Annotated in this window: 22 protein-coding genes and 3 tRNA genes; 7 read left to right on the top strand and 18 right to left on the bottom strand. The window is 65.2% G+C overall.

Going from position 1 to position 21711, the window contains the following annotated elements:
- Positions 1–385: 385 nt before the first annotated feature.
- Complete coding sequence (gene ampD, locus R1T44_RS16315; protein WP_052384569.1) at positions 386–997, bottom strand: 1,6-anhydro-N-acetylmuramyl-L-alanine amidase AmpD; 612 nt, start codon at positions 995–997, stop codon at positions 386–388.
- A 171-nt stretch (positions 998–1168) separates the two neighbouring features.
- Between ampD and nadC the strand changes: the two genes are divergently transcribed.
- From nadC to R1T44_RS16330, 3 genes are all read left to right on the top strand, one after another.
- The gene (gene nadC, locus R1T44_RS16320; RefSeq protein ID WP_054556845.1) at positions 1169–2032 is read left to right on the top strand and encodes a carboxylating nicotinate-nucleotide diphosphorylase; all 864 of its coding nucleotides are present in this window, start codon (positions 1169–1171) and stop codon (positions 2030–2032) included.
- Between the two features lie 110 nt (positions 2033–2142).
- Complete coding sequence (locus R1T44_RS16325) at positions 2143–2802, top strand: class I SAM-dependent methyltransferase (RefSeq protein ID WP_284727261.1); 660 nt, start codon at positions 2143–2145, stop codon at positions 2800–2802.
- A gap of 134 nt (positions 2803–2936) precedes the next feature.
- Positions 2937–3731, top strand: a complete 795-nt coding sequence (locus tag R1T44_RS16330) for an SDR family NAD(P)-dependent oxidoreductase (protein ID WP_284727262.1) — start codon at positions 2937–2939, stop codon at positions 3729–3731.
- 192 nt (positions 3732–3923) lie between these two features.
- Here the strand turns inward: R1T44_RS16330 and R1T44_RS16335 are convergent, their stop codons facing one another.
- From R1T44_RS16335 to R1T44_RS16350, 4 genes are all read right to left on the bottom strand, one after another.
- Positions 3924–4445, bottom strand: a complete 522-nt coding sequence (locus tag R1T44_RS16335; protein WP_052384567.1) for a GNAT family N-acetyltransferase — start codon at positions 4443–4445, stop codon at positions 3924–3926.
- Positions 4446–4538: 93 nt separating this feature from the next.
- Positions 4539–5219 (bottom strand): acireductone synthase, encoded by a 681-nt coding sequence (gene mtnC / locus R1T44_RS16340; RefSeq protein ID WP_043333776.1) that lies wholly within the window; start codon positions 5217–5219, stop codon positions 4539–4541.
- Positions 5216–5812 carry a 1,2-dihydroxy-3-keto-5-methylthiopentene dioxygenase gene (locus tag R1T44_RS16345; protein ID WP_052384566.1) on the bottom strand — a complete coding sequence of 199 codons (597 nt, stop codon included), beginning with the start codon at positions 5810–5812 and terminating at the stop codon, positions 5216–5218. The genes mtnC and R1T44_RS16345 overlap by 4 nt, the downstream gene beginning before the upstream one ends.
- Positions 5809–6474, bottom strand: a complete 666-nt coding sequence (locus tag R1T44_RS16350; protein WP_317292300.1) for a methylthioribulose 1-phosphate dehydratase — start codon at positions 6472–6474, stop codon at positions 5809–5811. Before R1T44_RS16350 ends, R1T44_RS16345 begins: the two co-directional genes overlap by 4 nt.
- A gap of 359 nt (positions 6475–6833) precedes the next feature.
- Here R1T44_RS16350 and tsaA point away from each other — a divergent pair, with 359 nt between their 5' ends.
- Both tsaA and R1T44_RS16360 read left to right on the top strand, forming a co-directional pair.
- Complete coding sequence (gene tsaA / locus R1T44_RS16355) at positions 6834–7574, top strand: tRNA (N6-threonylcarbamoyladenosine(37)-N6)-methyltransferase TrmO (protein ID WP_284727272.1); 741 nt, start codon at positions 6834–6836, stop codon at positions 7572–7574.
- 187 nt (positions 7575–7761) lie between these two features.
- Positions 7762–8340 carry an NADPH-dependent FMN reductase gene (locus R1T44_RS16360; RefSeq protein WP_043333775.1) on the top strand — a complete coding sequence of 193 codons (579 nt, stop codon included), beginning with the start codon at positions 7762–7764 and terminating at the stop codon, positions 8338–8340.
- A 161-nt stretch (positions 8341–8501) separates the two neighbouring features.
- Here R1T44_RS16360 and purC read toward each other — a convergent pair whose 3' ends face one another.
- From purC to dapA, 4 genes are all read right to left on the bottom strand, one after another.
- Positions 8502–9218: a phosphoribosylaminoimidazolesuccinocarboxamide synthase gene (purC, locus tag R1T44_RS16365; protein WP_043333774.1), complete on the bottom strand. Its 717-nt coding sequence runs from the start codon at positions 9216–9218 to the stop codon at positions 8502–8504.
- Positions 9219–9412: 194 nt separating this feature from the next.
- Positions 9413–10195 (bottom strand): MBL fold metallo-hydrolase, encoded by a 783-nt coding sequence (locus R1T44_RS16370; RefSeq protein WP_043333823.1) that lies wholly within the window; start codon positions 10193–10195, stop codon positions 9413–9415.
- A gap of 155 nt (positions 10196–10350) precedes the next feature.
- Entirely contained in the window at positions 10351–11289 is a 939-nt protein-coding gene (locus tag R1T44_RS16375; RefSeq protein ID WP_054556839.1) for a hypothetical protein, read from the bottom strand.
- Positions 11289–12173: a 4-hydroxy-tetrahydrodipicolinate synthase gene (gene dapA, locus R1T44_RS16380; RefSeq protein ID WP_043336386.1), complete on the bottom strand. Its 885-nt coding sequence runs from the start codon at positions 12171–12173 to the stop codon at positions 11289–11291. Before dapA ends, R1T44_RS16375 begins: the two co-directional genes overlap by 1 nt.
- Positions 12174–12620: 447 nt before the next feature.
- Between dapA and R1T44_RS16385 the strand changes: the two genes are divergently transcribed.
- Positions 12621–13097: a peroxiredoxin gene (locus R1T44_RS16385; protein WP_054556838.1), complete on the top strand. Its 477-nt coding sequence runs from the start codon at positions 12621–12623 to the stop codon at positions 13095–13097.
- A 134-nt stretch (positions 13098–13231) separates the two neighbouring features.
- On the opposite strand, the gene R1T44_RS16390 is transcribed toward R1T44_RS16385, so the two are convergent.
- On the bottom strand, positions 13232–14323 hold the full coding sequence (locus R1T44_RS16390; RefSeq protein WP_043336373.1) for an AI-2E family transporter: 1092 nt from the start codon (positions 14321–14323) through the stop codon (positions 13232–13234).
- Complete coding sequence (locus tag R1T44_RS16395; RefSeq protein ID WP_043336423.1) at positions 14320–14586, bottom strand: sulfurtransferase TusA family protein; 267 nt, start codon at positions 14584–14586, stop codon at positions 14320–14322. The genes R1T44_RS16390 and R1T44_RS16395 overlap by 4 nt, the downstream gene beginning before the upstream one ends.
- 255 nt (positions 14587–14841) lie before the next feature.
- Here R1T44_RS16395 and R1T44_RS16400 point away from each other — a divergent pair, with 255 nt between their 5' ends.
- Positions 14842–16344, top strand: coding sequence for a M48 family metalloprotease (locus R1T44_RS16400; RefSeq protein WP_284727263.1), 1503 nt, complete (start codon positions 14842–14844; stop codon positions 16342–16344).
- A 109-nt stretch (positions 16345–16453) separates the two neighbouring features.
- Here R1T44_RS16400 and nadA read toward each other — a convergent pair whose 3' ends face one another.
- The 7 genes from nadA to R1T44_RS16435 all read right to left on the bottom strand — a co-directional run bounded on the left by nadA (position 16454) and on the right by R1T44_RS16435 (position 21683).
- A complete protein-coding gene (gene nadA / locus R1T44_RS16405; protein ID WP_248380794.1) occupies positions 16454–17512 on the bottom strand; it encodes a quinolinate synthase NadA in 1059 nt (352 codons plus the stop codon).
- A 317-nt stretch (positions 17513–17829) separates the two neighbouring features.
- A tRNA-Lys gene (locus tag R1T44_RS16410) sits at positions 17830–17904 on the bottom strand.
- 16 nt (positions 17905–17920) lie between these two features.
- Positions 17921–17995, bottom strand: a tRNA-Lys gene (locus R1T44_RS16415).
- 36 nt (positions 17996–18031) lie between these two features.
- A tRNA-Lys gene (locus R1T44_RS16420) sits at positions 18032–18106 on the bottom strand.
- Positions 18107–18385: 279 nt separating this feature from the next.
- Positions 18386–19246 (bottom strand): 23S rRNA pseudouridine(2605) synthase RluB, encoded by an 861-nt coding sequence (gene rluB, locus R1T44_RS16425; RefSeq protein WP_043336411.1) that lies wholly within the window; start codon positions 19244–19246, stop codon positions 18386–18388.
- A 332-nt stretch (positions 19247–19578) separates the two neighbouring features.
- Complete coding sequence (gene scpB / locus R1T44_RS16430) at positions 19579–20664, bottom strand: SMC-Scp complex subunit ScpB (RefSeq protein ID WP_317292301.1); 1086 nt, start codon at positions 20662–20664, stop codon at positions 19579–19581.
- Entirely contained in the window at positions 20661–21683 is a 1023-nt protein-coding gene (locus R1T44_RS16435; RefSeq protein ID WP_284727264.1) for a segregation and condensation protein A, read from the bottom strand. Before R1T44_RS16435 ends, scpB begins: the two co-directional genes overlap by 4 nt.
- Between the last annotated feature and the right edge of the window lie 28 nt (positions 21684–21711).

Below are 21711 nucleotides of genomic sequence, written 5' to 3' on the forward strand. Positions count from 1 at the left end.
AGTGGCGCTCTTCAGTGTGGGCACGACCTTCTGAGTGGGTCGCATCTCCGATAGACCTGTCGTGACCGGGTCTTGCCGGCCGTCAATCTCGACGCGCATCCTGCGCCAAAGCAGGGCACAAGATGCAGTCATTTGGCGTGAAAGATACCGCAAACACCCCCGCGTGCCAATTCAGGGCAGCAAGACTCACCGGGCAGGTGCAATGCTTGGCTGCCCCGCGGCAGCACTGGCCTCATGCGCCTTGCGGTCGGGACTCATACGCCAGACTGAGCCGCCCTCGATAGCCGTGATGTAGTAAAACTACCAACGCGCCCCGCCACTGGGCGTTTCCTGCCTGGAGACGCCACACAATGCTGCAATGCACCATCGCGAGACACCTGCGACCTTAGTCCTGAATGTCGTCCAGCAGGCGATCGAAGTAAGCCCAATCGAAGGCTGGGCCAGGATCCGTCTTGCGCAACGGCGCAATCCGCGCATGCGAGGTGATGCGCTCGCGCGTCAGCGCGGGATAGCTCGCCATCAGGCCGGCCACGGTGCGTGCCAGGGTGCGATATTGGACATCGCGATAGGGATGCACCTCATCGCCCTCGAGTTCGATGCCGATGGTGAAGTCATTGAGCTCGACACGCTCACGCTGACCGTCATGCCAGCGCGAGCGACCGGCGTGCCAGGCTCGACGATCGAAGGGCACGAACTGCACCAGGCGACCGTCGCGCTGGATCAGCACGTGCGCCGAGACGCGCAGCTGATGGATATCGGCAAAGTAAGGGTGGGCGCCAGGGTCGAGCTGATTGGTGAACAGCTGCTCGATGGCCGGGCCGCCGAAGCGTCCGGGCGGCAGGCTGATGGAATGCAGCACCAGCGCCGAGACTTCTCCCTCGGGGCGAGCATTGTGATTGGGAGACGGCACCTGACGGGCGCTCTCCAGCCAGTGCTCGGGGGTGACCGCCAGACGCGTCAGGTGGCCCGACCGCGGGGAAGAGGACAAGGGGGGCATCGAAGACTCCAGACGGGAAGGTCGTCGCACGCGGGGACTGACCGCTCGCGTGGCTTTTCCTATAATGGCGCACATTATGGCATGCTCGGCAACCACGGGTCTGTGTCACTGCCCTGGCACACGCACAGACCCCGGCTCCGGCAGCACTCTTCGTACAAGGATCAGACGCGCATGAACTTCCACGACGCCCTCGCCGAGGATATCCGTACCAGCGCCGCCCGCCTGCTCGCCGAGGATGTCGGCGGTGGCGATATCACCGCCGAATTGATTCCGGAGCGCCAGTGGGCCAAGGCCCGCGTGATCAGTCGCGAACCGGCCATCCTGTGCGGTGTGCCATGGGTCGATGAGCTGTTTCGGCGCCTCGATCCGCGCGTCAGCCTCAAGTGGCTGGCCAGCGACGGTGATCGCCTCGAGGCCGACGCGCCCTTCCTGGAGCTGGAAGGCCCGGCACGTTCGCTGCTGACCGGCGAGCGCGCGGCGCTCAACCTGCTGCAGACGCTCTCCGGCACCGCGACCCGCGCCAGCCACTATGCCTCGCTGGTCGAGGGCAGTGGCGTGCGCCTGCTCGATACCCGCAAGACCCTGCCGGGCATGCGTGTCGCGCAGAAATACGCCGTCAGCTGCGGCGGTGGCCACAATCATCGCATCGGCCTCTATGACGCCTTCCTGATCAAGGAAAACCATATCGCCGCCTGTGGCAGCATCGCGGCGGCGGTACGTGAGGCGCGCGACATCGCCTCCGACGTCACCTGCGAAGTGGAAGTCGAGAATTTCGAGGAGCTGGCCCAGGCGCTGGATGCCGGTGCCGACGTCATCATGCTCGACAACTTCGACAACGATCAGCTCATCGAGGCCGTGGCGCGCAACAAGGCGCATGCCAAGCCGGCCGTGCTGGAAGCCTCCGGCAACGTCAGCGAGGCGACCCTGCCGGGTATCGCCGCCACCGGCGTGGATTGCATCTCGATCGGCGCACTGACCAAGGACGTGACCTCCATCGACCTGTCGATGCGCATCTACACTGTCGAGACCCGCTAGCCAACGACAGGTGAATGCCTTCCTGCTGGCCAGCTCCTGTCCTGCAGAGGTCGCCGCTGACGCCGGCCCTTCTGTCACGACACATTGCCATGCCGCCAGGGAGGCGCCCCATGTCCCCGCCATCTCCTCATCAGCCGCCACCTGAAGCCCCCAGAGCATCAGGCGGCGACTGGCAGACGCGCCGCTGGAGTCTCTACGCGCCGATCTATGACCGTGTGGCCGCCCGCATCCTGCGCTCCGCGCGGCGTGATGCCATCGCGACTCTCGATATCCAGGCGGGCACCCGCGTGCTGCTGCTCGGCGGCGGCACCGGGCTCGACCTGCCCTTCCTGCCCCGTGACATCGAGCTCGAGGTGATCGACGCCTCCCCCGCCATGCTGCGCCGCTGTCGCGAGCGTGCCGAGACGCTTGGCTTCGATGCCAACGTCAAGCCGGGCGACGCCATGGCGCTCGACTTCCCCGATGGCTATTTCGATGTCGTCATCGCCCACCTGATCATCGCCGTGGTGCCCCAGCCCCAGCGCGCCTTCGATGAAGCGCTGCGCGTGCTGGCCAGCGATGGCGAGCTGTCGCTGCTCGACAAGGGCCTGCGCGGCAATCGCCCGGCCGGGCGACTGCGGCGTCTGCTCAATCCTCTGGCCCGGCTGGTGGCGACCAACCTCAATGTGCCGCTGGACAACCTGCTGGAGGGCCATGCGGTGCAGCGACTCGAGGACCGCGATCTCGGCCCCGGCGGGGCGTTGCGCCACATGCATCTGCGCAAGATCTGACCTGCACTGCCGCTCCCCCTTGCATTGCGCGTTCGGCATCGCCACGCAATGAGAACACCCGGATGACGAAAGCGACACGGCTCGAGGCACCCGCCCGGGCTCTCGTCGCCGTCGCTCCCTGCAAGGAGGTTTGCATGCAGATTGATCTACGCGGCCGCAGCGCCATCATCAGTGGTTCCACTGCCGGTATCGGCTTCGCCATCGCCACAGGGCTTGCCCGCGCAGGCGCCAGCGTCACCTTGACCGGCCGCACCCAGGCGCGTGTCGATGAGGCCGTCGCCAGCCTCAGAGACAAGGCGCCCGGCAGCGAGGTACAGGGCGTGGCCGCGGACCTGGGCACACGCGAAGGCTGCGACACGCTGATTCACGCCGTGCCGGACACCGACATCCTGATCAACAATGTCGGCATCTTCGCCCCGCAGGATTTCTTCGACACCGACGACGACACCTGGGAGCAGTTCTTCCAGGTCAACGTGATGTCGGCGGTACGCCTGTCCCGCCATTATGCGCGCGGCATGAAGGAGCGCGACTGGGGCCGCATCCAGTTCCTGTCCAGCGAATCGGCGCTCAACATCCCCAGCGAGATGGTCCACTACGGCATGACCAAATCGGCGGTGCAGTCCGTCTCGCGCGGGCTCGCCAAGGTGCTGTCCGGCACCCAGGTGACCGTCAACGCCATCCTGCCGGGGCCGACCCGTTCCGAGGGCGTGCTCGAGATGCTCAAGCAGAATGCCGAGGAGCAAGGCAAGGCACTTGAGGAGGTCGAGGCCGACTTCGTCAAGCAGGCCCGCCCGACCTCCATCCTGCAGCGCTTGGCAAGCCCCGAGGAAGTCGCCAACATGAGCGTCTACGCTGCCTCCGAGCAGGCCAGCGCCACCACCGGCGCCGCACTGCGCGTGGAAGGCGGCATCGTCGACACCATGGCGTGATCGCTGACCTGTCTGCCGGCCTGATCGATCTGATCTGTCTGCCGGCCTGTTCTGTCTGAGCATGAGGCCAGGGCTTGAAGTCCGGGCTTGATGACCGAACAGAACGCGATGGACATCGTCCCAGATGCAAGAAGCCCCCACCGGGCGACCGGTGGGGGCTTCTTCATGTTAAGCATCACAGTGCTGTGCGCTTCACTCGTCGAGACGTTTCTCGAAGCGCTCGCGCTTGAGACAGATGCCATCGCGCTTGACGTGCTCAAGCCCCAGGCTGTGCCAGCCACGGCGGGCCAGGCCCGGCGACAGCGTCAGGCTGGCCTCCAGACTCATCACGCGCACCTTGCGCTCGCGCAGGTCGCGCTCGGCCGCCGCCAGCAACTGGCTGCCGATGCCCTGCCCCATCAGACTCGGATAGACGTAAAGCATCTCGATGCGCGCCAGCGGCCATTCGGGGGCGTACTCGCAGAAGCCGATGCAGCGGCCATCACGCTCCGCCACCAGCACCTCGAAGCGATGCTGACGCGCGGCCCAGCGTTCGGCGTCGCGCGGGACACGCGCGGCCCACTGCTGGCGCTGCGCCAGATCATAATGACCGGCAGCGCCCTGCATGACGGCCTGGTAGAACACTTCGGCCTGATCCGCGGCATGCTGCGGCTGCGCCGCCACGATATGAACACGTTCCCTGGCCACTTCACGGCTATCGGTCTGGCTGTGCAATCGTTCGTCCTCCTTGTGTCCTCGAACGAGGACGATGTATTCATGGAAAATCTGACAGGCTCACGGCTGACACCTGTCACTGAAGCGTCCTGCTCAGCCGCTGAAGGACACCTCATCGAAGCGGCTGGCCCGGGGGTGATCTCCCGTGACCATGTCCGGCTCCCGCACCAGCTGCCAGGTATGGAAGCCGGCGGCAGCGGCGGCGTCCAGCTCGGCGACGACATCTGACAGGAACAGGATCTCCGCGCCCGGAATGCCCAGCTGACCGGCGATGCGGCGATAGCTCTCGGCTTCCTGCTTGGGGCCCGTGGTGGTGTCGAAGTAGCCGGCAAACAGCGGAGTCAGATCGCCGACATCGGAATGCCCGAACAGCAGCTTCTGGGCCTGGATGGAGCCTGAAGAGTAGACATACAAGGACAGTCCGCGTTCCTTCCAGTCACGCAATCCCTTCACGGCATCGGGATAGACATGGCCGGTGAAGTCACCGTCCGCGTAGCCCTGTGCCCAGACCATGCCCTGTAGCGCCTTGAGCGGCGTGGCCTTGCGGTCGGCGTCGATCCAGCCTTCCAGAATGGCGATCACGGCCTCGAGATCGGCCGCGGGCGCCTCGGCCAGCTCGCGGGTGGCGGCCAGCTGCTCGGCGACGTCCTCACGCTCGGCGTTGGCACGCACGAAATCGCCCAGATTGGCGCGCGCATAGGGGAACAGCACCTGATGCACGAAGCGAATCGAGCCGGTCGTGCCCTCGATGTCGGTGACGATGGCGCGAATCATGCGGACTCCTGGGAATGCGGGGCTGCGGTCTGGGTAAAGTGCTCGGCCAACGCTTCATGACGCGGGAAGCGGGCGGCGATGTCATTGTCGGTGAAGTTGGCGATCCAGCCTTCCGGATTGGTGAACAGGCGGATGGCGGTGAAGTCCGGCGTCGGCCCCATGTCGAACCAGTGCGGCGTGCCGGCCGGCACGGCGATCAGGTCATCCTTCTCGCAACCGACCGCCAGCACGCGCTCGCCCAGATGCAGATAGAAGATGCCGCTGCCGCGCACGAAGAAGCGCACCTCGTGCTCCGCGTGGCGGTGCTCATCGAGGAACTTGCCGCGCAGGGCGTCGCGGTCAGGATGGTCCGGCGTCAGGCCGATCACGTCGGCGGTGACGAAACCGTTCTCGGACTTGAGACGCGCGACATCATCGGCGTAGGCCGCCAGCACCTGCGTCTGGTCGGTGGGATCACTCATCTCGCAGCCCGCCGTCCAGCGCTCGAAGCGAATGCCTTCGGCCTCGAGTTCGCTGGCGATCTGCGCGCCATCATTGGTGATCAACTGCGGACGCGAGGCGTCCTGCTCGGCGTAGATGGCCAGAAAGCTCATCGCTGTCTCCTCAGTTCCAGTTCACAACCCATCAGGAAATCGAGCGCTTCGACATGACGGCGACAGGCCGACATGCTGCTGGCCCAGGTGTAGAGGCCATGGCCGCGGATCAGGTAGCCGTGAAGACCGGCATCGGCGGCCAGGCGGGCGCGCACGTCCAGCGCCAGCGCATCGATATCCTGAGTATTGTCGAAGACGGCCAGACGTACCGCCGTCTCATGACTCTTGACGCCTTCCAGCGCCTTGTTGAGTTCGAAACCCTCCAGGCTCAGGGTGTCGCCCTCATGGCACAGCGACAGCACGGTGGCGGCCCTGGAGTGGGTATGCAGAATCGCCTGCGCGTGGGGCAGGTCTTCGTAGAGCTGACCATGCAGGCGCGCCTCGTCAGAGGCCTTGCGGGAAGTGCCCTGCAGCCTGACGGCAAAATCGCTGACCAGAATGTCGCCACTGGTCAGGCGGCCCTTGAGGCAGCCCGAGGCGGTGACCGCCATCAGGCGATCACTGAGACGACAGGAGAAGTTGCCACCGGTGGCCGGCACCTGCCCGGCAGCGTCCAGCGCCTGACCGGCCTCGATCAACTGTTGGCTCGCCAGTGCAAGGCGGTCGAGGTCCAGTGTCGACGGCAGGCCGTCGGCAGCGGTAATGGCGATAGGGTCTGACATGATCAAAGTTGCCCTCAAGAGTCGCGCGGGGCATTCACGCCCCGTCGCCAGCATCACGATTCAGCGCCACGTGGCGCTGCTCTCGCGGCAGACTACACAAGCCGACCCAGTGAGACCAGTCATGCCGCGCGACGACGGGCATGGCATCATGGCGACCTGGAATGTCACACGACATTCTGCGCCATCATCACTTCAGCCTCTGCCACGGTCTTGCCATGTCCTCTTCCGATCAGCCCGCCAGCCCCCACCCGACCGCCGACACGGCCGAGCACCCGATGAACGATGCCGCACTGGCCAGGCGCCTGCCGCTGCTGCCCCCTCATCTGCGTGAGCAGGCCGCGGCGCTGGGCCAACAGGCCATGCAGCCGGTGGGCATCATCGAAAGCTGCTACCCGGACAAGTTCGGCATTCCCCGCCAGCCGGGGCTGGCGCGCCACGCCACCGCCATCCTGCACCTGCTGCCACCCTTCGATGACCCGGACTGCGTGCGCGACATCGAGGGCTTCAGCCATCTGTGGATCCACTTCCTGTTCCACGCCAGCCCCACACGTTGGATGCCCTTGATCCGCCCGCCGCGCCTGGGAGGCAACGCGCGCACCGGCGTCTTCGCCTCGCGCAGCACCCATCGTCCCAACCGGCTGGGGCAGTCGGTGGTCGAACTGGCAGGCGTCGAGACGGCGGCCAACGCCACGCCGGATGGCAAGCAGTCGGGCAAGCGCAACGGCGTGCGCCTGCTGCTGCGCGGTCATGACCTGCTCGATGGCACACCTGTAATGGACATCAAGCCGTATCTGCCGTGGGTCGATGCGGTGCCCGAGGCGCGTGCCGGCTATGCGCCTGCGCCACCGCCGCGCCACGCCGTCGTCTTCAGCGCACCGGCCGAGCAGACACTGGCGGCCCGGGCCGACAGCGCCACGCTGCGCGCGCTGATCGAGGAAGTGCTCGCCCAGGACCCGCGCCCCGCCTATCACGCCGCCAGGCCCGCCGATGGCAAGCGCCAGTATGGCGTACGGCTGGTGGACGTGGATGTGCGCTTCACGGCCCGCACACAACCCGATGGCTCCTTGACGATGGAGGTCGCGGCCATCGTGGCCGTCTGATCAAGCCCCTGCGCGAGTCAGGGCAGCGCCTTGTCCAGTAGGGGTCAACGCCTTGCATGAAGCGGATCGAAGGATTGCGCGCGCCAGATCAAGACAATGCCAGATTGAATTGGCAAACCGTCACGAGACCTGACCATACTTGGCGTGCGTTCCTTCATCTCCACTCGTTTCACCGGGAGTCCGCCGCATGAGTATCCGTCTGCTTGCCTTTGCCGCCAGTACCCGCAAGGCCTCCGTCAATCGACGCCTGATCGAGCGCCTGGCGCACCACGCCCGGCAGGAAGGTGCCGAGGTCAGTCTGCTCGATCTCAACGACTTCCCGATGCCGCTCTACGATGGCGACAGCGAAGAGGCCAATGGCCGTCCCGCCAGCGCCGACCGCCTGCAGGAGATGCTGGCCAGCCATCAGGGGCTGCTGCTGGCGACGCCGGAATACAACGGCTTCTTCAGCCCGCTGCTCAAGAACACCTTCGACTGGCTGTCACGCCCGGCGGCGGATGGCCAGAGCGGCATGGACGCCCTGCGCGGCATGCCGGTCGGCATCGTCTCGGCCTCACCCGGTGCCATGGGCGGCATGCGGGCGCTGCCCTTCGTGCGCCTGTACCTGAACAACCTCGGCATGCTGGTCGCGCCCCAGCAGATCGCGGTCTCGCGTGCCGCCAGCGCCTTCCACGAGGATGGCAGCCTGGATGACGAAGGCCAGGACCACGCCCTCGCGGCTGTCGCCCGCCAGGTGATCGACCTGGCCAGCCTGCGCGCCTCCTGAAACGCCACGCCTCTTTCCTCACAGCTACATTCCCGGCCAGACACTTGGCGCCTGCCAAACAAGAACGGCCCCCTGCCATTGGCAGGGGGCCGTTCCTTGATGCGCTGTCTGTGACGTCAGAGCGTCAGTGCATCACCTCAGACTTAGACCCAGATTCAGGCTCAGGCCGAGAAATCGATACCGATACGGCGACCGACTTCCTCGTAGGCTTCGATCACGCCGCCCAGGCCCTGACGGAAGCGGTCCTTGTCGAGCTTCTCGCGCGTCTCGGCATCCCACAGACGGCAGCCGTCCGGCGAGAATTCGTCACCCAGCACGACTTCACCCTTGAAGACGCCGAACTCGAGCTTGTAGTCGACCAGCAGGATGCCGCCGTCGAGGAACAGCTGCTTGAGGATGTCATTGACCTGGAAGGTCAGTTCCTTGGCGCGTGCCAGGTGCTTGGGCTCTGCCCAGCCGAAGGTCTCGACCAGCGACTCGTTGATCATCGGGTCGCCCTTCTCGTCGTTCTTGAGGAACAGCTCGAAGGTCGGCGGATTGAGCTCGATGCCTTCCTCGACCCCCAGACGACGCACCAGTGAACCGGCGGAGATGTTACGCACCACGCACTCCACCGCCATCATGTCGAGACGCTTGACCAGACATTCGTTGTCGCTGACCAGACGCTCGAAGTGGGTCGGGATACCGGCCGCCTTGAGTTTCTCCATGATGAAGGCATTGAACTTGTTGTTGACCATGCCCTTGCGATCCAGCTGCTCGATACGCTTGCCGTCGAAGGCGCTGGTATCGTCGCGGAATTCCAGCAGCAGAAGATCCGGGTCGTCAGTGACGAAGACGGATTTGGCCTTGCCAGCGTAGAGCTCTTCACGCTTTTCCATGAGATTCCCCCTGATGACGCTAGACGCGTCGAGTGTTGAGGCGGTCGACGATGAATCGATCACGCTTGAATCTGTCACGCCCAGTCGAGAAGGACTGTGGCGTTGGTGTATGGCGTGATTCGAGAGCTGTCCATCTGGTCAGCTCATCCAGAATCACAAACGCCCGATCGCGAAGCGACCGGGCGTCATGAATATCAGGCGATGGCCTGCCAGCCAAAGCCGCTGTCCTGCGCGGCGATGATCAGGCGACTATCGTCATCCGCAAGCCAGGGGGCCAGTGCCTCCCGGGCCAATGACGGATGGTTGTTGCTCTCCGACAGGTGCGAGGCCACCAGCCGCTGCAGGCGCGCCAGCCCCAGATAGGGCAAGGCGGCACACGCCTGGGCATTGGCCAGGTGACCGAGCCGCCCCCCGACCCGCCGCTTGAGGCTGGGCGGATACGGCCCGCTGGCCAGCATCTGCGGATCGTGGTTGAACTCCATCACCAGCGCATCGCAATCGGCAAAGCACTGCAGCACATGCTCACTGACGTGGCCGAGATCGGTCAGCACGCCGAGGCGACGCGTGGCCGTCTCACCGCGCCGGTTGAAGACGAACTGCACCGGCTCACGCGCATCATGGGGCACCGTGACCGGCAGAATCTCGAGATCCTTGATCGCGAATTCCTGCTGCGGCGTGATCAGATGCCGACTCGGCAGCGCACCGAGCTTCTTGGCACGCCCGGCAAGCCAGGTGCCGGTGGTCAGATGCACCGGCACACCATGACGACGCGCCAGCGGCCCCACGCCGCTCAGGTGATCACCATGTTCATGCGTGACCAGCACGGCGTCCAGCTGCGAGGGATGCACCCCGAGGCGCGCCAGGCGGGCCTCGGTCTCCTTGAGGGTGAAGCCGCAATCGACCAGCACCAGTGCCTCGCGAGTGCGGATCAGCGTGCCGTTGCCCTTGCTGCCGCTGCCCAGCGACGCCATCGCCATCACGCCCTGGGCGCCGTCACTCGGCCCACGGGCGGCCGTCAGGCCAGCCGCCAGCGCCCCACTGCCTGCCACCGGGAGGGGGATCTGAAACGACGCAGCCGCCTCACCCGACGAGTCGTCAGATGAGGCGGCGCAAGGCGTGTCGAGCCACATGCTCAGCGCAGTGTCGACGCCACGGCGTCGAGCAGCTCACGCGCCAGTGCCGGCGTGGTCTCTTCACCATCGGCACGGGTCGCCGTGACCAGGGTGTGGTCATTCTCGGCGCGCAGCTTGAGTACCATCGGTACCGGATCACCATCGCCACCGATACCCAACCAGCCGCCATCACGCTCTTCACGCGGGATGTAATCGACCATGAACTCGCCACGCGAGCGGTCCTGATCGGTCAGCGTCTGGTAGTCGGTGTTGAAGTTCTTCTGCAGCTGATAGAGCAGCTCGGCCCAGCTGCGCTCGGTGTCCAGCGCCAGATCGACCTGCCAGGTGCCATCGCGGCCTTCCAGGCGCACGCGGTCATCACGGCTGAGCGACTGGGCCGCCAGCGAGACACCACTATCGGCGGAAGACGCGGCCAGATAGCCGCTCAGCGCGTTCAGGCAGCTGCCGGCGACATCGCCGCCCTGCTGACAACGCACTTCGGAGGCATCGGCACGCAGCCCCTGGCTGACGCTGATGATGCCCTGGGCCGTGGTGATCTCGCCCTTGCCGGCATCGATGCTCTGCACATCAAGGCCCTGATCGCGCACGAAGGACTGCAGACGCGTCCACACCGCTGCCGGCGCGGCGTTCACGGCCAGCCAGCGGGCATCGCCGCTCTGACGCATGGCGACGAACTCACGCCCGCCCTGCTCGCTGGTCGCCAGCGGCTGGGGACGCGGTGCCTCGAAGTCGTCGCTGGCCAGGAAGTCACTGCTGGCCTGCGGCACTGGCATGGAATCCTGGTAATCACCACGATTGATCGTGTCCGGCAGCTCCAGCGGCGGCGCGATGCTGGCATCGGCATACTCGCTGTTGCGATCGTAGTAGTAGCCATCACTGGAACAGCCTGCGACCGCGAGCGCCGTCAGCAGGGCCAGTGGCACGAAACGCTGACTCATCAGTTGAGCACCTCGGCCAGTTGCAGTGCTTCCTCGACCGTGGAGTGATACTGCTCGGACAGCCAGGTCAGCGGCAGACGCACGCCGGATTCCGGCGACAGGCCCATGCGGTGCATAGCGAACTTGACCGGGATCGGGTTGGACTCGACGCCCATCGCGGAGTGCAGCGGCATCAGGCGCGTGTTGATCTGGTGAGCGCGCTCGGCATCGCCGGCCACGGCGGCTTCACACATCTCGTGCATCAGGCGCGGCGCGACGTTGGCCGTCACGGAGATATCGCCGTGGCCGCCCATCAGGATGAAGTCGCAGGCCGTGGGGTCATCGCCGGAGTAGAGCGCGAAGTCAGTGCCCTTGAGGCGGTCGATCAGTTCCTGACCGCGCTCCAGGTTGCCGGTGGCATCCTTGAGGCCGACGATGTTGTCGAGCTCGGCGAGACGGAAGACCGTCTCGTTGTAGATATCGGAGCAGGTACGACCCGGCACGTTGTAGAGAATGACCGGAATACCGGCTTGCTCGGCGACGGCCTTGAAGTGCTGGTAGAGCCCTTCCTGGGTCGGCTTGTTGTAGTACGGCGCCACGGAGAGGCAGTAATCCGCACCGACTTCCTTGGCGTAGCGAGCCAGTTCGACCGCTTCGGAGGTGGCGTTGGCACCCGTACCGGCGATGACCGGAATCTTGCCGGCGACCGTCTCGACCACACAGCGGATGACATCGAAGTGCTCCGCGAAGGACATGGTGGTCGGCTCGCCGGTAGTGCCGGCGGCGACGATGGCATCGGTGCCATTTTCGAGGTGGAAGGCGACCAGCTGGCGCAGGGCGTCCCAGTCGATCTCGCCGGTGGCCTTCATCGGGGTCGCCAGTGCGACAATGCTACCTGTGATCATCCCTCGAATTCTCCTCTGGTGCCTGATGCGCCAGGCGTGTCCCTGCGCTGTTGAAACAACGGATCTCGGGGACAGACATCTGACATAAATTGGTTGACGCGGGACTCTGATTGCGTGGGCACGCCGACACGCGAGTCGCGTCAAGGGTGATGATGTTACAAAGACCATCGAAGCCTGTACAGACGCCATCTGCACCGGTTGTGCAAAGCGGTGGATTCCCTCGCCTGTCCGTGGGGCAGATGCACGGCGGATGGGCGCGATGGCGCCGGTCGCCAAGACGGTGAAACACAAGAGTTCTGCCCTGTCTTTGACAAGTCAGGACGCCCTGCGTGTAATGCAGGACACACCGCAGAAGCGGGCAAGCGCGATGCCCATCACTGCCGGTTTTTTTCATCATTCAGCACTGTCAGCCGCCACATGGCCGTCAGTCATCGCCAGGAGAGCACGATGAGCGTCAGCCTCGGTCAGCCAATTCCCGACTTTACCGCCCAGGCCACCAGTGACACCGAAGTCACTCCGGCCAGCCTCAAGGGCAAGCAAGCCGTCATCTATTTCTACCCGAAGGACCACACGCCGGGCTGCACCACCGAAGGCGGTGACTTCCGCGACAACCTCGAGGAATTCGAAGCGGCCAACACCGTGATTCTCGGCGTTTCCCGCGACAGCCTGCGCACCCACGAGAACTTCCGCGCGAAACAGGGCTACCCGTTCGAGCTGATCAGCGACCCGGACGAGACCCTGTGCAAGATCTTTGACGTCATTCACATGAAGAAATTCATGGGCAAGGAAAGTCTCGGCGTGGTGCGCTCCACCTTCCTGATCGACGCCGACGGCAATCTGGCGCGCGAATGGCGTGGCGTGAAGGTCAAGGGCCATGTCGAGGAAGTGCTGGAAGCCGCCCGCGAGCTCAACGCTGACCGCTAGTCTCGAATGGCAGCAGCTCGAGTGGCAGCTGTCCGTGTGACAGCAGCTCGTGGAGAAACAGCTGGGCAGAGAGCGCCTGTGCGCCAGCCGCCTCAACCATGAAAAAGCCCCGCCGATTGGCGGGGCTTTTTCGATCAGGCGCTCTTGTCCGCGACCCGATTCTCCTCGGCGCGCGCCCGGCGCGGCCAGGCATAGAGCAGCGACTTCATCAGGGTCGCCAGCGGGATGGCGAAGAACACCCCCCAGAAGCCCCAGATGCCGCCGAAGAACAGCACCGCGAGGATGATCGCCACCGGATGCAGATTGACCGCCTCCGAGAACAGCAGCGGCACCAGCACGTTGCCATCGAGCGCCTGGATGATGCCGTAGGCGATCATCACGTACATGAAGGTGTCGCCCAGCCCGTAATGGAAACCGGCGACGGCGGCGACCGGCAAGGTCGCCCCTGCCGCGCCGATGTAGGGGATCAGCACCGAGAAGCCGACCACGATCGCCAGCAGCGCCGAATACGGCAGCCCGAAGGCGACGAAGGTGACGTAGCTGACGCCGCCGACGATGACGATCTCGATCACCTTGCCGCGCACGAAGTTGGCGATCTGGTCATCCATCTCGTTCCAGACCCGGCTCATCAGCAGGCGCTTGCGTGGCAGCAGCGCCAGCGTGAAGTCCACCAGCCGCTCGCGGTCCTTGAGCATGAAGAACACCAGGATCGGCACCAGCACCAGGTAGATCACCACACCCATCAGGTTGCCCAGCGACGCCAGCGACAGCGATACCGCGCGCTGCCCGAACTGGGTCAGCTCTCGCCCGGCGGCGCCGACCCATTGCTGGACCTGCTCCGGCGTGATCAGGCCGGGGAAGCGCTCCTGCAACTCGCCCAGCCAGCGCTGCCCGGAGGCGAACATGCCGGGAATCTCCTGGATCAGATTGGCCAGCTGATGCCAGACCAGCGGCAGCAGGATCAGCGCACTGGCCAGCATGATGCCCATGAACACCAGCGTCATCAGGCTGACCGCCGCCAGGCGCGGCAGGCCACGGCGCTCCATCCAGCTGACGCCGCTCTGCAGCAGGAAGGCGACGATCAGGGCGGTGAAGAATGGCGCCAGCATGCTGCCGAGCAGAATGACGGCGGCGAACACCAGCACCAGCACCAGAAACAGCACCACCGCTTCTTCGTCGGAGAAATAGCGTTCGATCCAGCCACGCAACAACGTCTTCATGGTCATGACGGATCTTCCTCGCACAGCGCCTTGATCACGAAGCGATAATCGCCCTCTGGCGTCTCTTCACGCGAGACCAGCGCGTGATCGCTCAGCGCCAGATAGGCAGGGATGTCGCCCCAGGCGCCGGCGTCACTGGCGAGGACCTCGAGTTGCTCGCCGGCACTCATGCCAGCCAGTTTGAGCTTGGTGCGCAGCAGCGGCAACGGACAGTGCAGGCCGCGCGCATCCAGCGTCTGCAGGTGGGTATCGGCCGTGGAGTCAGCCATCGGATTCGCAGTCTCAGCGCCAGGTCGTTCGAATGCCATCTGCCCTTCCGTTCTCGTTATGATGTTCTGCCGCACGCCATGGAGGGTGCAGCTTGAAAACGCCCCGATTTAAGGGCACCTTGCCTGACAAAGCAACTTTCCGCCCTGCGCGGCTGCGTCCTGCCCGGACTCGCGCAGGGCCGTCAACGCCAGTGCGGCGCCCGGCAATCCTGCGAGCCGACCGCACCTTGCGCCATATCGAAGAGGATTGCCTGCATGTCGTTGCTGCCCCCCTTGAGCGGACGCGTCCGCATCGGACGCCGCGGGCTTGCCACCCTGTCGAGCGCCCTGCTCGGCCTGTTGCTGATGGGCGCGCCGGTCGCCAGTGCGCCGGCCGCATCCCACAACGACTATGGACTGCCGGACCTGGGGAGTGCGAGTGGCGGCATCTCCAGCAACGATGAATATCGTATCGGTCGCGCCTGGCTGCGTCAGTTCCGCGCCCATGTGCGTGAATGGGATGATCCCATCACTCTGGACTGGATCGGTAGCATCGTGCGTCGACTGGCGCCGTGGAGCGAGCTGGATGAGCGCAATTTCATCATCACGCTGGTCGCCAGCAGCCAGCTGAACGCCTTCGCCGTGCCCGGCGGCGTGGTCGGCGTCAATACGGGGCTGTTCGCCTTCGCGCCGGACCGCGACGCCTTCGCCTCGGTGCTCGCCCACGAACTGGGCCACCTCTCCCAGCATCACTTCGCGCGCAACATGGAGCGCCAGGCCGAGACACGCCTGCCGACACTGGCCGGCTTCCTCGCCGGCATGGTGATCGCGGCAGGCGGAGGCGGTTCAGCGGGCATCGCGACCATGGCCGGCACCCAGGCCGCTGCCATTTCCGACCAGCTGGCCTATTCGCGCCGCTTCGAGCAGGAGGCCGACCGCGTCGGCATCGATGCACTGTCACGCGCCGGCTTCGACCCCGAGGCCATGCCGCGCATGTTCCGCGCCATGCAACGCATGGCCAGCCTGCAGGGCGGCAACGCACCGGAATTTCTGCTCACGCACCCGGTGACCGAGGCGCGCATCGGCGACACCCAGGCGCGTGCCGACGCCATGCAGAAGGTGACACCCGACCCGCTCGCGCAGCTCGCCTACGCGATGATCCGTGCCCGCGCCTTGCTGGCGCTCAACCTGCGCCAGCCCGAGCAGGGGCTGACGACACTGCGCGAAGACAACCCCGACCCCGACGCGATTGCCTACTATCAGGCGCTGGCCGCGGCGGAGCACAACCAGGTCGACAAGGCACTGGCCGCGCTGGATCGCCTGCATGACAAGCATCCTGACCTGACCCTGATCAGCGCCAGTGCGGTCGAGGTCGCGCGGGATGCCCGGCGTTATGAGGAGGCGACCCGCCGCGCCAGACGCCTGCTGCGCCTGCAACCCGACTACCTGCCGACCCGACTGGCCATGGCGGAAGTCGCGCTGCAACAGGACCCCGCCGCCGCGCGCCAGCAGCTGGAGGACATGCGTCGCGATCATCCCGATGACCCCAAGGTCTGGAGCCTGGCCTCCGAGGCCAGTGGGCGCAGTGGCCACACCGCCGAGGCCTTCCTGTATCGCGCCGAATTCGACCAGCTGGAGGGCCGCATGGACAAGGCCTTCGCGCAGCTCAAGCTGGCCGACGAGGCCGCGCGCAAGAACGGCGACTTCAGCATGGCCAACCGTATCAGTTCACGCCGGGAGGACTTCAAGCGCTATCGCAACGCCATCGAGGAGTTCTGAGGCAGCCCCCGCTCGCTTCACCAGGCAAACAAAAACCGCCGCCCCGGGAAATCGGGAGCGGCGGTTCTGGTTCATGCAGACATCAATTGGTGGCGATCAGCGTCAGCGCTCAGCCGCGATTGAATTCCAGCATCCGCGTCAACGGCTTCAGGGCGCGCTCACGCAGGTCATCATCGACGAAGACTTCCTCGGCATTGGCTTCCGATGGATCGCGACGCAGCACGGCGGCCAGATTCTCCAGGCCGTTCATCGCCATCCACGGGCAGTGCGCACAGCTCTTGCAGGTCGCGCCATTGCCGGCGGTCGGCGCCTCGTACAGCTGCTTGTGCGGCGCAGCCTGCTGCATCTTGAAGAAGATGCCACGATCGGTCGCGACGATCAGCTGCTGATTGTCGAGCTCGACGGCGGCCTTGATCAGCTGCGAGGTGGAACCGACCACATCGGCCAGCTCGACCACCGACTGCGATGATTCCGGGTGCACCAGCACCGCGGCGTCCGGGTAGACCTTGAGCAGGTCACTGATGCCCTGGGCGCGGAACTCGTCGTGGACGATACAGGCGCCGTCCCACAGCAGCATGTCGGCACCGGTCTGCTTCTGCACGTAAGCGCCCAGATGCTTGTCCGGCGCCCAGATCAGCTTCTCGCCCCGGGCATGCAGGTGCTCGATGACATCGACGGCGATCGAGGAGGTCACCACCCAGTCGGCACGCGCCTTCACGGCCGCCGAGGTATTGGCGTACACCACCACGGTGCGGTCGGGATGAGCATCACAGAAGGCCGCGAACTCGTCTTCCGGGCAGCCGAGGTCCAGCGAGCAGGTCGCCTCCAGCGTCGGCATCAGTACGCGCTTCTCCGGCGACAGGATCTTGGAGGTCTCGCCCATGAAGCGCACGCCGGCGACGATCAGTGTCGAGGCGTCATGGCGGGCGCCGAAGCGTGCCATCTCGAGCGAGTCGGCCACGCAGCCGCCGGTTTCCTCGGCCAGCTGCTGGATGGCGTCGTCACAGTAGTAATGCGCGACCAGTGCGGCATCACGCTCGATGAGCAGCTGCTTGATCTCGTCGATCAGCGCGGCATCTTCGGCGGCGGGGCGTGTCGGGCAGTAAGCGCGGGCCAGATGCTCGCGCACCTGCTCACGGACGGCATTGTGGGCCTCACGACCCGGCATGGCATTAGTCAGGCTGTTCATGTGTCTCTCACCTAGCCCACAGGGGCTCCCCCTGTGCTGAGTGGGTCAGGACTCGGCCCGGACACGAACGGCCCGTGGCGGCCCTGCCAGCGCTGCAGCTGGGCTCCCCAGACTGCGGCGTGTGCCTTGGGCGTCTATCGCCCGCAGCGTCGTCCGCACTGGGCGGACATGAGCCTTGGCTCGCCCACAAGGATACGCCTGGCGCGATCGCGGCTCCAGTCGACTTGGGGGCAACGGACTCTTTCCTTTCGCGTAACAAAAATTGCCCCGCGCCAATGAAGGCACGGGGCAAGATCTGGTGGGTCGTGAGGGATTCGAACCTTCGACCAATTGGTTAAAAGCCAACTGCTCTACCACTGAGCTAACGACCCAAAACTGGGTGGCGGATGGTGGGTCGTGAGGGATTCGAACCTTCGACCAATTGGTTAAAAGCCAACTGCTCTACCACTGAGCTAACGACCCGCCGCCGGGTGCTTTGCAAGAGACCATTCCAGAGAATGGTGGGTCGTGAGGGATTCGAACCTTCGACCAATTGGTTAAAAGCCAACTGCTCTACCACTGAGCTAACGACCCTTGCGAAGCGGGACGTAAGATACCGCCGATCCCGTTTCGACGCAAGCCTTTTGCAAAAAAACTTCAAGCAAATGACCAGCTTGTCCGCTGGCACCTCGCGAAACGCCCGCGCCAGCGCGTGGCCAGCGCCTGCGCCAGCCCCTGTGACAAAGACACGCAAGCCCGCGATGGGCGCGGGCTTGCGGGTTACCACTTAGGTCGCACGAGCTTGTGGCATGTCCACGAGCTTATGCCATGTCAGTGAATGACGGCATGTTGCCGCCCTCACCGACTGCGCCATCAGCGCGGCTTGCGCGTACGCTGCGGCGGCTTCTTCATGGCGCGCACCGGACGACGCTTCTGCTTGTCGCGGCTCCAGCGATTCTGCTCGTCCGGCGTCAGGGCCGGCGCCTTGCGATGCTCGAGACCTGCCAGCGTGGACAGTTCATCGATCTCGCTCTGCTCCATCTCCACCCACTCACCGGCGCGAGCGCGCTTGTCGAGGAAGATGTTGCCGTAGCGCACGCGCTTCAGGCGGCTGACGGTCAGGCCCTGGGAATCCCACAGACGGCGAACCTCACGGTTGCGGCCTTCCATGATCACGACGTGGAACCAGCTGTTGATGCCTTCGCCACCGAATTCCTGCACATCGGTGAAACGTGCCGGGCCATCTTCGAGCATCACGCCATTGACCATGTTGACGACGTGCTCGCGCTTGACCTCACCCATGACACGCACGGCGTACTCACGCTCGATCTGGGTCGACGGGTGCATCAGACGATTGGCCAGCTCACCATCGGTGGTGAACAGCAACAGACCGCTGGTGTTGATGTCGAGACGACCGATCGCGATCCAGCGCTCGCCCTTCAGACGCGGCAGACGCTCGAAGACGGTGCGGCGGCCTTCCGGGTCCTTGCGCGTGCACAGCTCGCCTTCCGGCTTGTTGTACATGATGACGCGACGCGCCGTCTCTTCCGCGCCCTTCAGGCTCTGCGGGCGATCGTCGAGGCTGACCTGGTCACGCGGGCCGACGCGATCGCCCAGCTGGGCGACCTTGCCGTTGACCTTGACGCGACCGGCGCTGATGGCGACTTCCATCTCACGGCGGGAGCCGAGACCGGAGCGCGCCAGCACCTTCTGCAGTTTCTCGTCCTCGACCAGCTTGTCGCCCTTGGCCTGCGGCGGCAGCGGACGCAGTTCCGGCGCGTCGGCGGCGGCCGACTTCTTGCCGACATTGGCCTTGCTGCCACGCGTGGACTTGCCGGTATCACGGGTCGGGCGGGCCTGCTCGCCACGCTTGTCGGCAGCATCCGCCGCGCTTTTGTCCGCGACATTCTTGTCCGCGAAGGCCTTGCCGGTCACGGCCTTGCCACCGGCGTGCTTGCCGCCAGCCTGCTTGTTGCCTGCCTGGCTGCTGCCGGGGCGAGAGGTCTTGCGCTTATCAGAGTCTGTCTTGCTCATGACATGAACCATTTCATCTATAGGAGTTTCGCCTACGCAGGGTCGTCATCATCGACGGTCCCGGCAGCGGAGGAGTCGTGCGGCTGCGCATCGGCAGCGTCGTCATCCTCGTCTGCACCGCGCAAACGTTGGCTGAGGCGCGCTTCGAGTGTGGCGAAGTCGAACCCCGAGCCGGTGGACGCCATCCCGGCGTGGTCATTTTCCGCCTGTGAGGCGGAGGGTGCTGCTGTGTTCGGTGTGTCAGCCGAGGCGCCGGAGGTGTCGAGTGCGCGCATCTTCAGCGCCTCTTCCAGCTGCTCGGCGGTGACGTCCGGCGGTTGCCAGTCGTCGGGCACCGGGGTGCCGGTGCCGGTGTCGGTCTCAAGATCTGACTCAAGCCCTGTCTCAGCGCCTGACTCAGTCTTTCCCCCAGTCTCTGCGTCAGGTGCTGACTCAGGCGCTGTCTCATGCTCTGGATCAGCCCCCGCATCAGCGCCGTCTGCCGGTGCCTCCTCCGCCTCGCCGTCCGGGTCATCCGGCAATGGCAAGGTCTGAGAGGGCGGCACATCATACAGGTCTGCCTCGAGCTGTTCGAGTCCTTCGAAGCCTTTCAGTTCATGCACCGGCGGCAGCTCTTCCAGCGTCTTGAGCCCGAAGTCATCGAGGAACTGACGCGTGGTGGCGAATACCGCCGGACGCCCCGGCACATCACGGTGACCGACCACTCTCACCCAGCCGCGCTCGACCAGGGTACGCATGATCGAGGAGCTGACCGTCACGCCACGCACCTGCTCGATATCGCCGCGGGTCACCGGTTGACGATAGGCCACCAGCGCCAGGGTCTCCAGCAAGGCGCGTGAATAACGTTGCGGGCGCTCTTCCCACAGCCGCGATACCCAGGGGGAATACTGCTGGCGAACGCGCAGCCGCCAGCCACTGGCGGTCTCGATCAGCTCCAGCGCGCTCTTGTCGGCCGGGTGACGCGCTTCCAGCTTGCCCAACGCCTCGCGCAGCGCAGGCCTGGTCGGGCTTGAATACTCATCGAACAGACCGGCCAGGCGCTCTAGCGTCAGCGGCTCGCCGGCGGCCAGCAGGGCCGCTTCGATGATCTGGTCCAGCGGGACATCGCGCAAACTCATGACGCCGCGTTCTCCTGCTCGTCGGATGGGGGTAAGGAAGGTGACGTCTGCGCATCATCGGACGCTGCGTCATCGAACGCCCCCTGATCGGCCGCCACCTCGTCTTCGTCGGCGAATTCCAGCGCCAGCCAGTCCTCGTCATCCTCGGGGTCCGGTTCCGGCGTGCGGGCGCGCACGTGAATCGGTGACAGGGGGGCGTTCTGGACGATCTCGATCATCGACTCCTTGGCCAGCTCCAGAATCGCCATGAAACTGACCACCACCCCGGCACGCCCTTCCTCGAGCGTGAACAGCTTCTCGAAGGGCGTGAAGTGCTCATGGGTCAACAGATTCATGATCGCCAGCATGCGCTCGCGGGTCGACATCACTTCACGCGAGATGGTGTGCGCCTGGACGAGGTCCGCCTGACGCAGGAGGCCGGACAACGCGCCGAGCAATTCCGACAGGTCGACATCAGGGTGCACCACGCGCGTCTCGAGTTCGGGCAGGTCTGCCGTGGCCACGAACCAGTCGCGGCCCTGACGCGGCATCTCGTCCAGCCCTTCGGCGGCCAGCTTGGTCTGCTCGTATTCCTGCAGGCGACGAATCAGCTCGGCGCGCGGGTCCTCTTCCTCGTCGTCATCACTCGCCTTGGGCTGACGCGGCAGCAGGCTGCGCGACTTGATCTCCGCCAGCATCGCGGCCATCAGCAGGTATTCACCGGCCAGATCGATCTGCATGGCGTGCATCAGCTCGACATACTCGATGTACTGATGGGTGATGGCCGCGACATTGATGGCGAGGATATCGAGGTTCTGGCGACGGATGAGGTAGAGCAGCAGATCCAGCGGCCCCTCGAAGGTCTCGAGAAAGACACGCAGCGCCTCCGGCGGGATGTACAGGTCCTGCGGCATCTCGGTGAGCGCGGTGTCGTTGACGCGCGCCAGCACCGTCGACGCCGCCGCCGGGGGCGTGACGAGAGGTGCGGGCTGATGCCCATCGGTGAGGGCAAAACTGGCGCCATCGAGCAGGTCGCTCATGACATCTCCTGCAGGAGGCGGGTGAAGG

Source organism: Cobetia amphilecti, assembly GCF_032923285.1.
Taxonomy (GTDB): domain Bacteria; phylum Pseudomonadota; class Gammaproteobacteria; order Pseudomonadales; family Halomonadaceae; genus Cobetia; species Cobetia amphilecti.

Coding starts and splice junctions, on each gene's coding strand:
- ampD (WP_052384569.1), bottom strand. CDS start 997: ATGCCCCCCTTGTCCTCTTCCCCGCGGTCGGGCCACCTGACGCGTCTG.
- nadC (WP_054556845.1), top strand. CDS start 1,169: ATGAACTTCCACGACGCCCTCGCCGAGGATATCCGTACCAGCGCCGCC.
- R1T44_RS16325 (WP_284727261.1), top strand. CDS start 2,143: ATGTCCCCGCCATCTCCTCATCAGCCGCCACCTGAAGCCCCCAGAGCA.
- R1T44_RS16330 (WP_284727262.1), top strand. CDS start 2,937: ATGCAGATTGATCTACGCGGCCGCAGCGCCATCATCAGTGGTTCCACT.
- mtnC (WP_043333776.1), bottom strand. CDS start 5,219: ATGATTCGCGCCATCGTCACCGACATCGAGGGCACGACCGGCTCGATT.
- R1T44_RS16345 (WP_052384566.1), bottom strand. CDS start 5,812: ATGAGCTTTCTGGCCATCTACGCCGAGCAGGACGCCTCGCGTCCGCAG.
- R1T44_RS16350 (WP_317292300.1), bottom strand. CDS start 6,474: ATGTCAGACCCTATCGCCATTACCGCTGCCGACGGCCTGCCGTCGACA.
- tsaA (WP_284727272.1), top strand. CDS start 6,834: ATGCAGCCGGTGGGCATCATCGAAAGCTGCTACCCGGACAAGTTCGGC.
- R1T44_RS16360 (WP_043333775.1), top strand. CDS start 7,762: ATGAGTATCCGTCTGCTTGCCTTTGCCGCCAGTACCCGCAAGGCCTCC.
- purC (WP_043333774.1), bottom strand. CDS start 9,218: ATGGAAAAGCGTGAAGAGCTCTACGCTGGCAAGGCCAAATCCGTCTTC.
- R1T44_RS16370 (WP_043333823.1), bottom strand. CDS start 10,195: ATGGCGATGGCGTCGCTGGGCAGCGGCAGCAAGGGCAACGGCACGCTG.
- R1T44_RS16375 (WP_054556839.1), bottom strand. CDS start 11,289: ATGAGTCAGCGTTTCGTGCCACTGGCCCTGCTGACGGCGCTCGCGGTC.
- dapA (WP_043336386.1), bottom strand. CDS start 12,173: ATGATCACAGGTAGCATTGTCGCACTGGCGACCCCGATGAAGGCCACC.
- R1T44_RS16385 (WP_054556838.1), top strand. CDS start 12,621: ATGAGCGTCAGCCTCGGTCAGCCAATTCCCGACTTTACCGCCCAGGCC.
- R1T44_RS16390 (WP_043336373.1), bottom strand. CDS start 14,323: ATGACCATGAAGACGTTGTTGCGTGGCTGGATCGAACGCTATTTCTCC.
- R1T44_RS16395 (WP_043336423.1), bottom strand. CDS start 14,586: ATGGCTGACTCCACGGCCGATACCCACCTGCAGACGCTGGATGCGCGC.
- R1T44_RS16400 (WP_284727263.1), top strand. CDS start 14,842: ATGTCGTTGCTGCCCCCCTTGAGCGGACGCGTCCGCATCGGACGCCGC.
- nadA (WP_248380794.1), bottom strand. CDS start 17,512: ATGCCGGGTCGTGAGGCCCACAATGCCGTCCGTGAGCAGGTGCGCGAG.
- scpB (WP_317292301.1), bottom strand. CDS start 20,664: ATGAGTTTGCGCGATGTCCCGCTGGACCAGATCATCGAAGCGGCCCTG.
- R1T44_RS16435 (WP_284727264.1), bottom strand. CDS start 21,683: ATGAGCGACCTGCTCGATGGCGCCAGTTTTGCCCTCACCGATGGGCAT.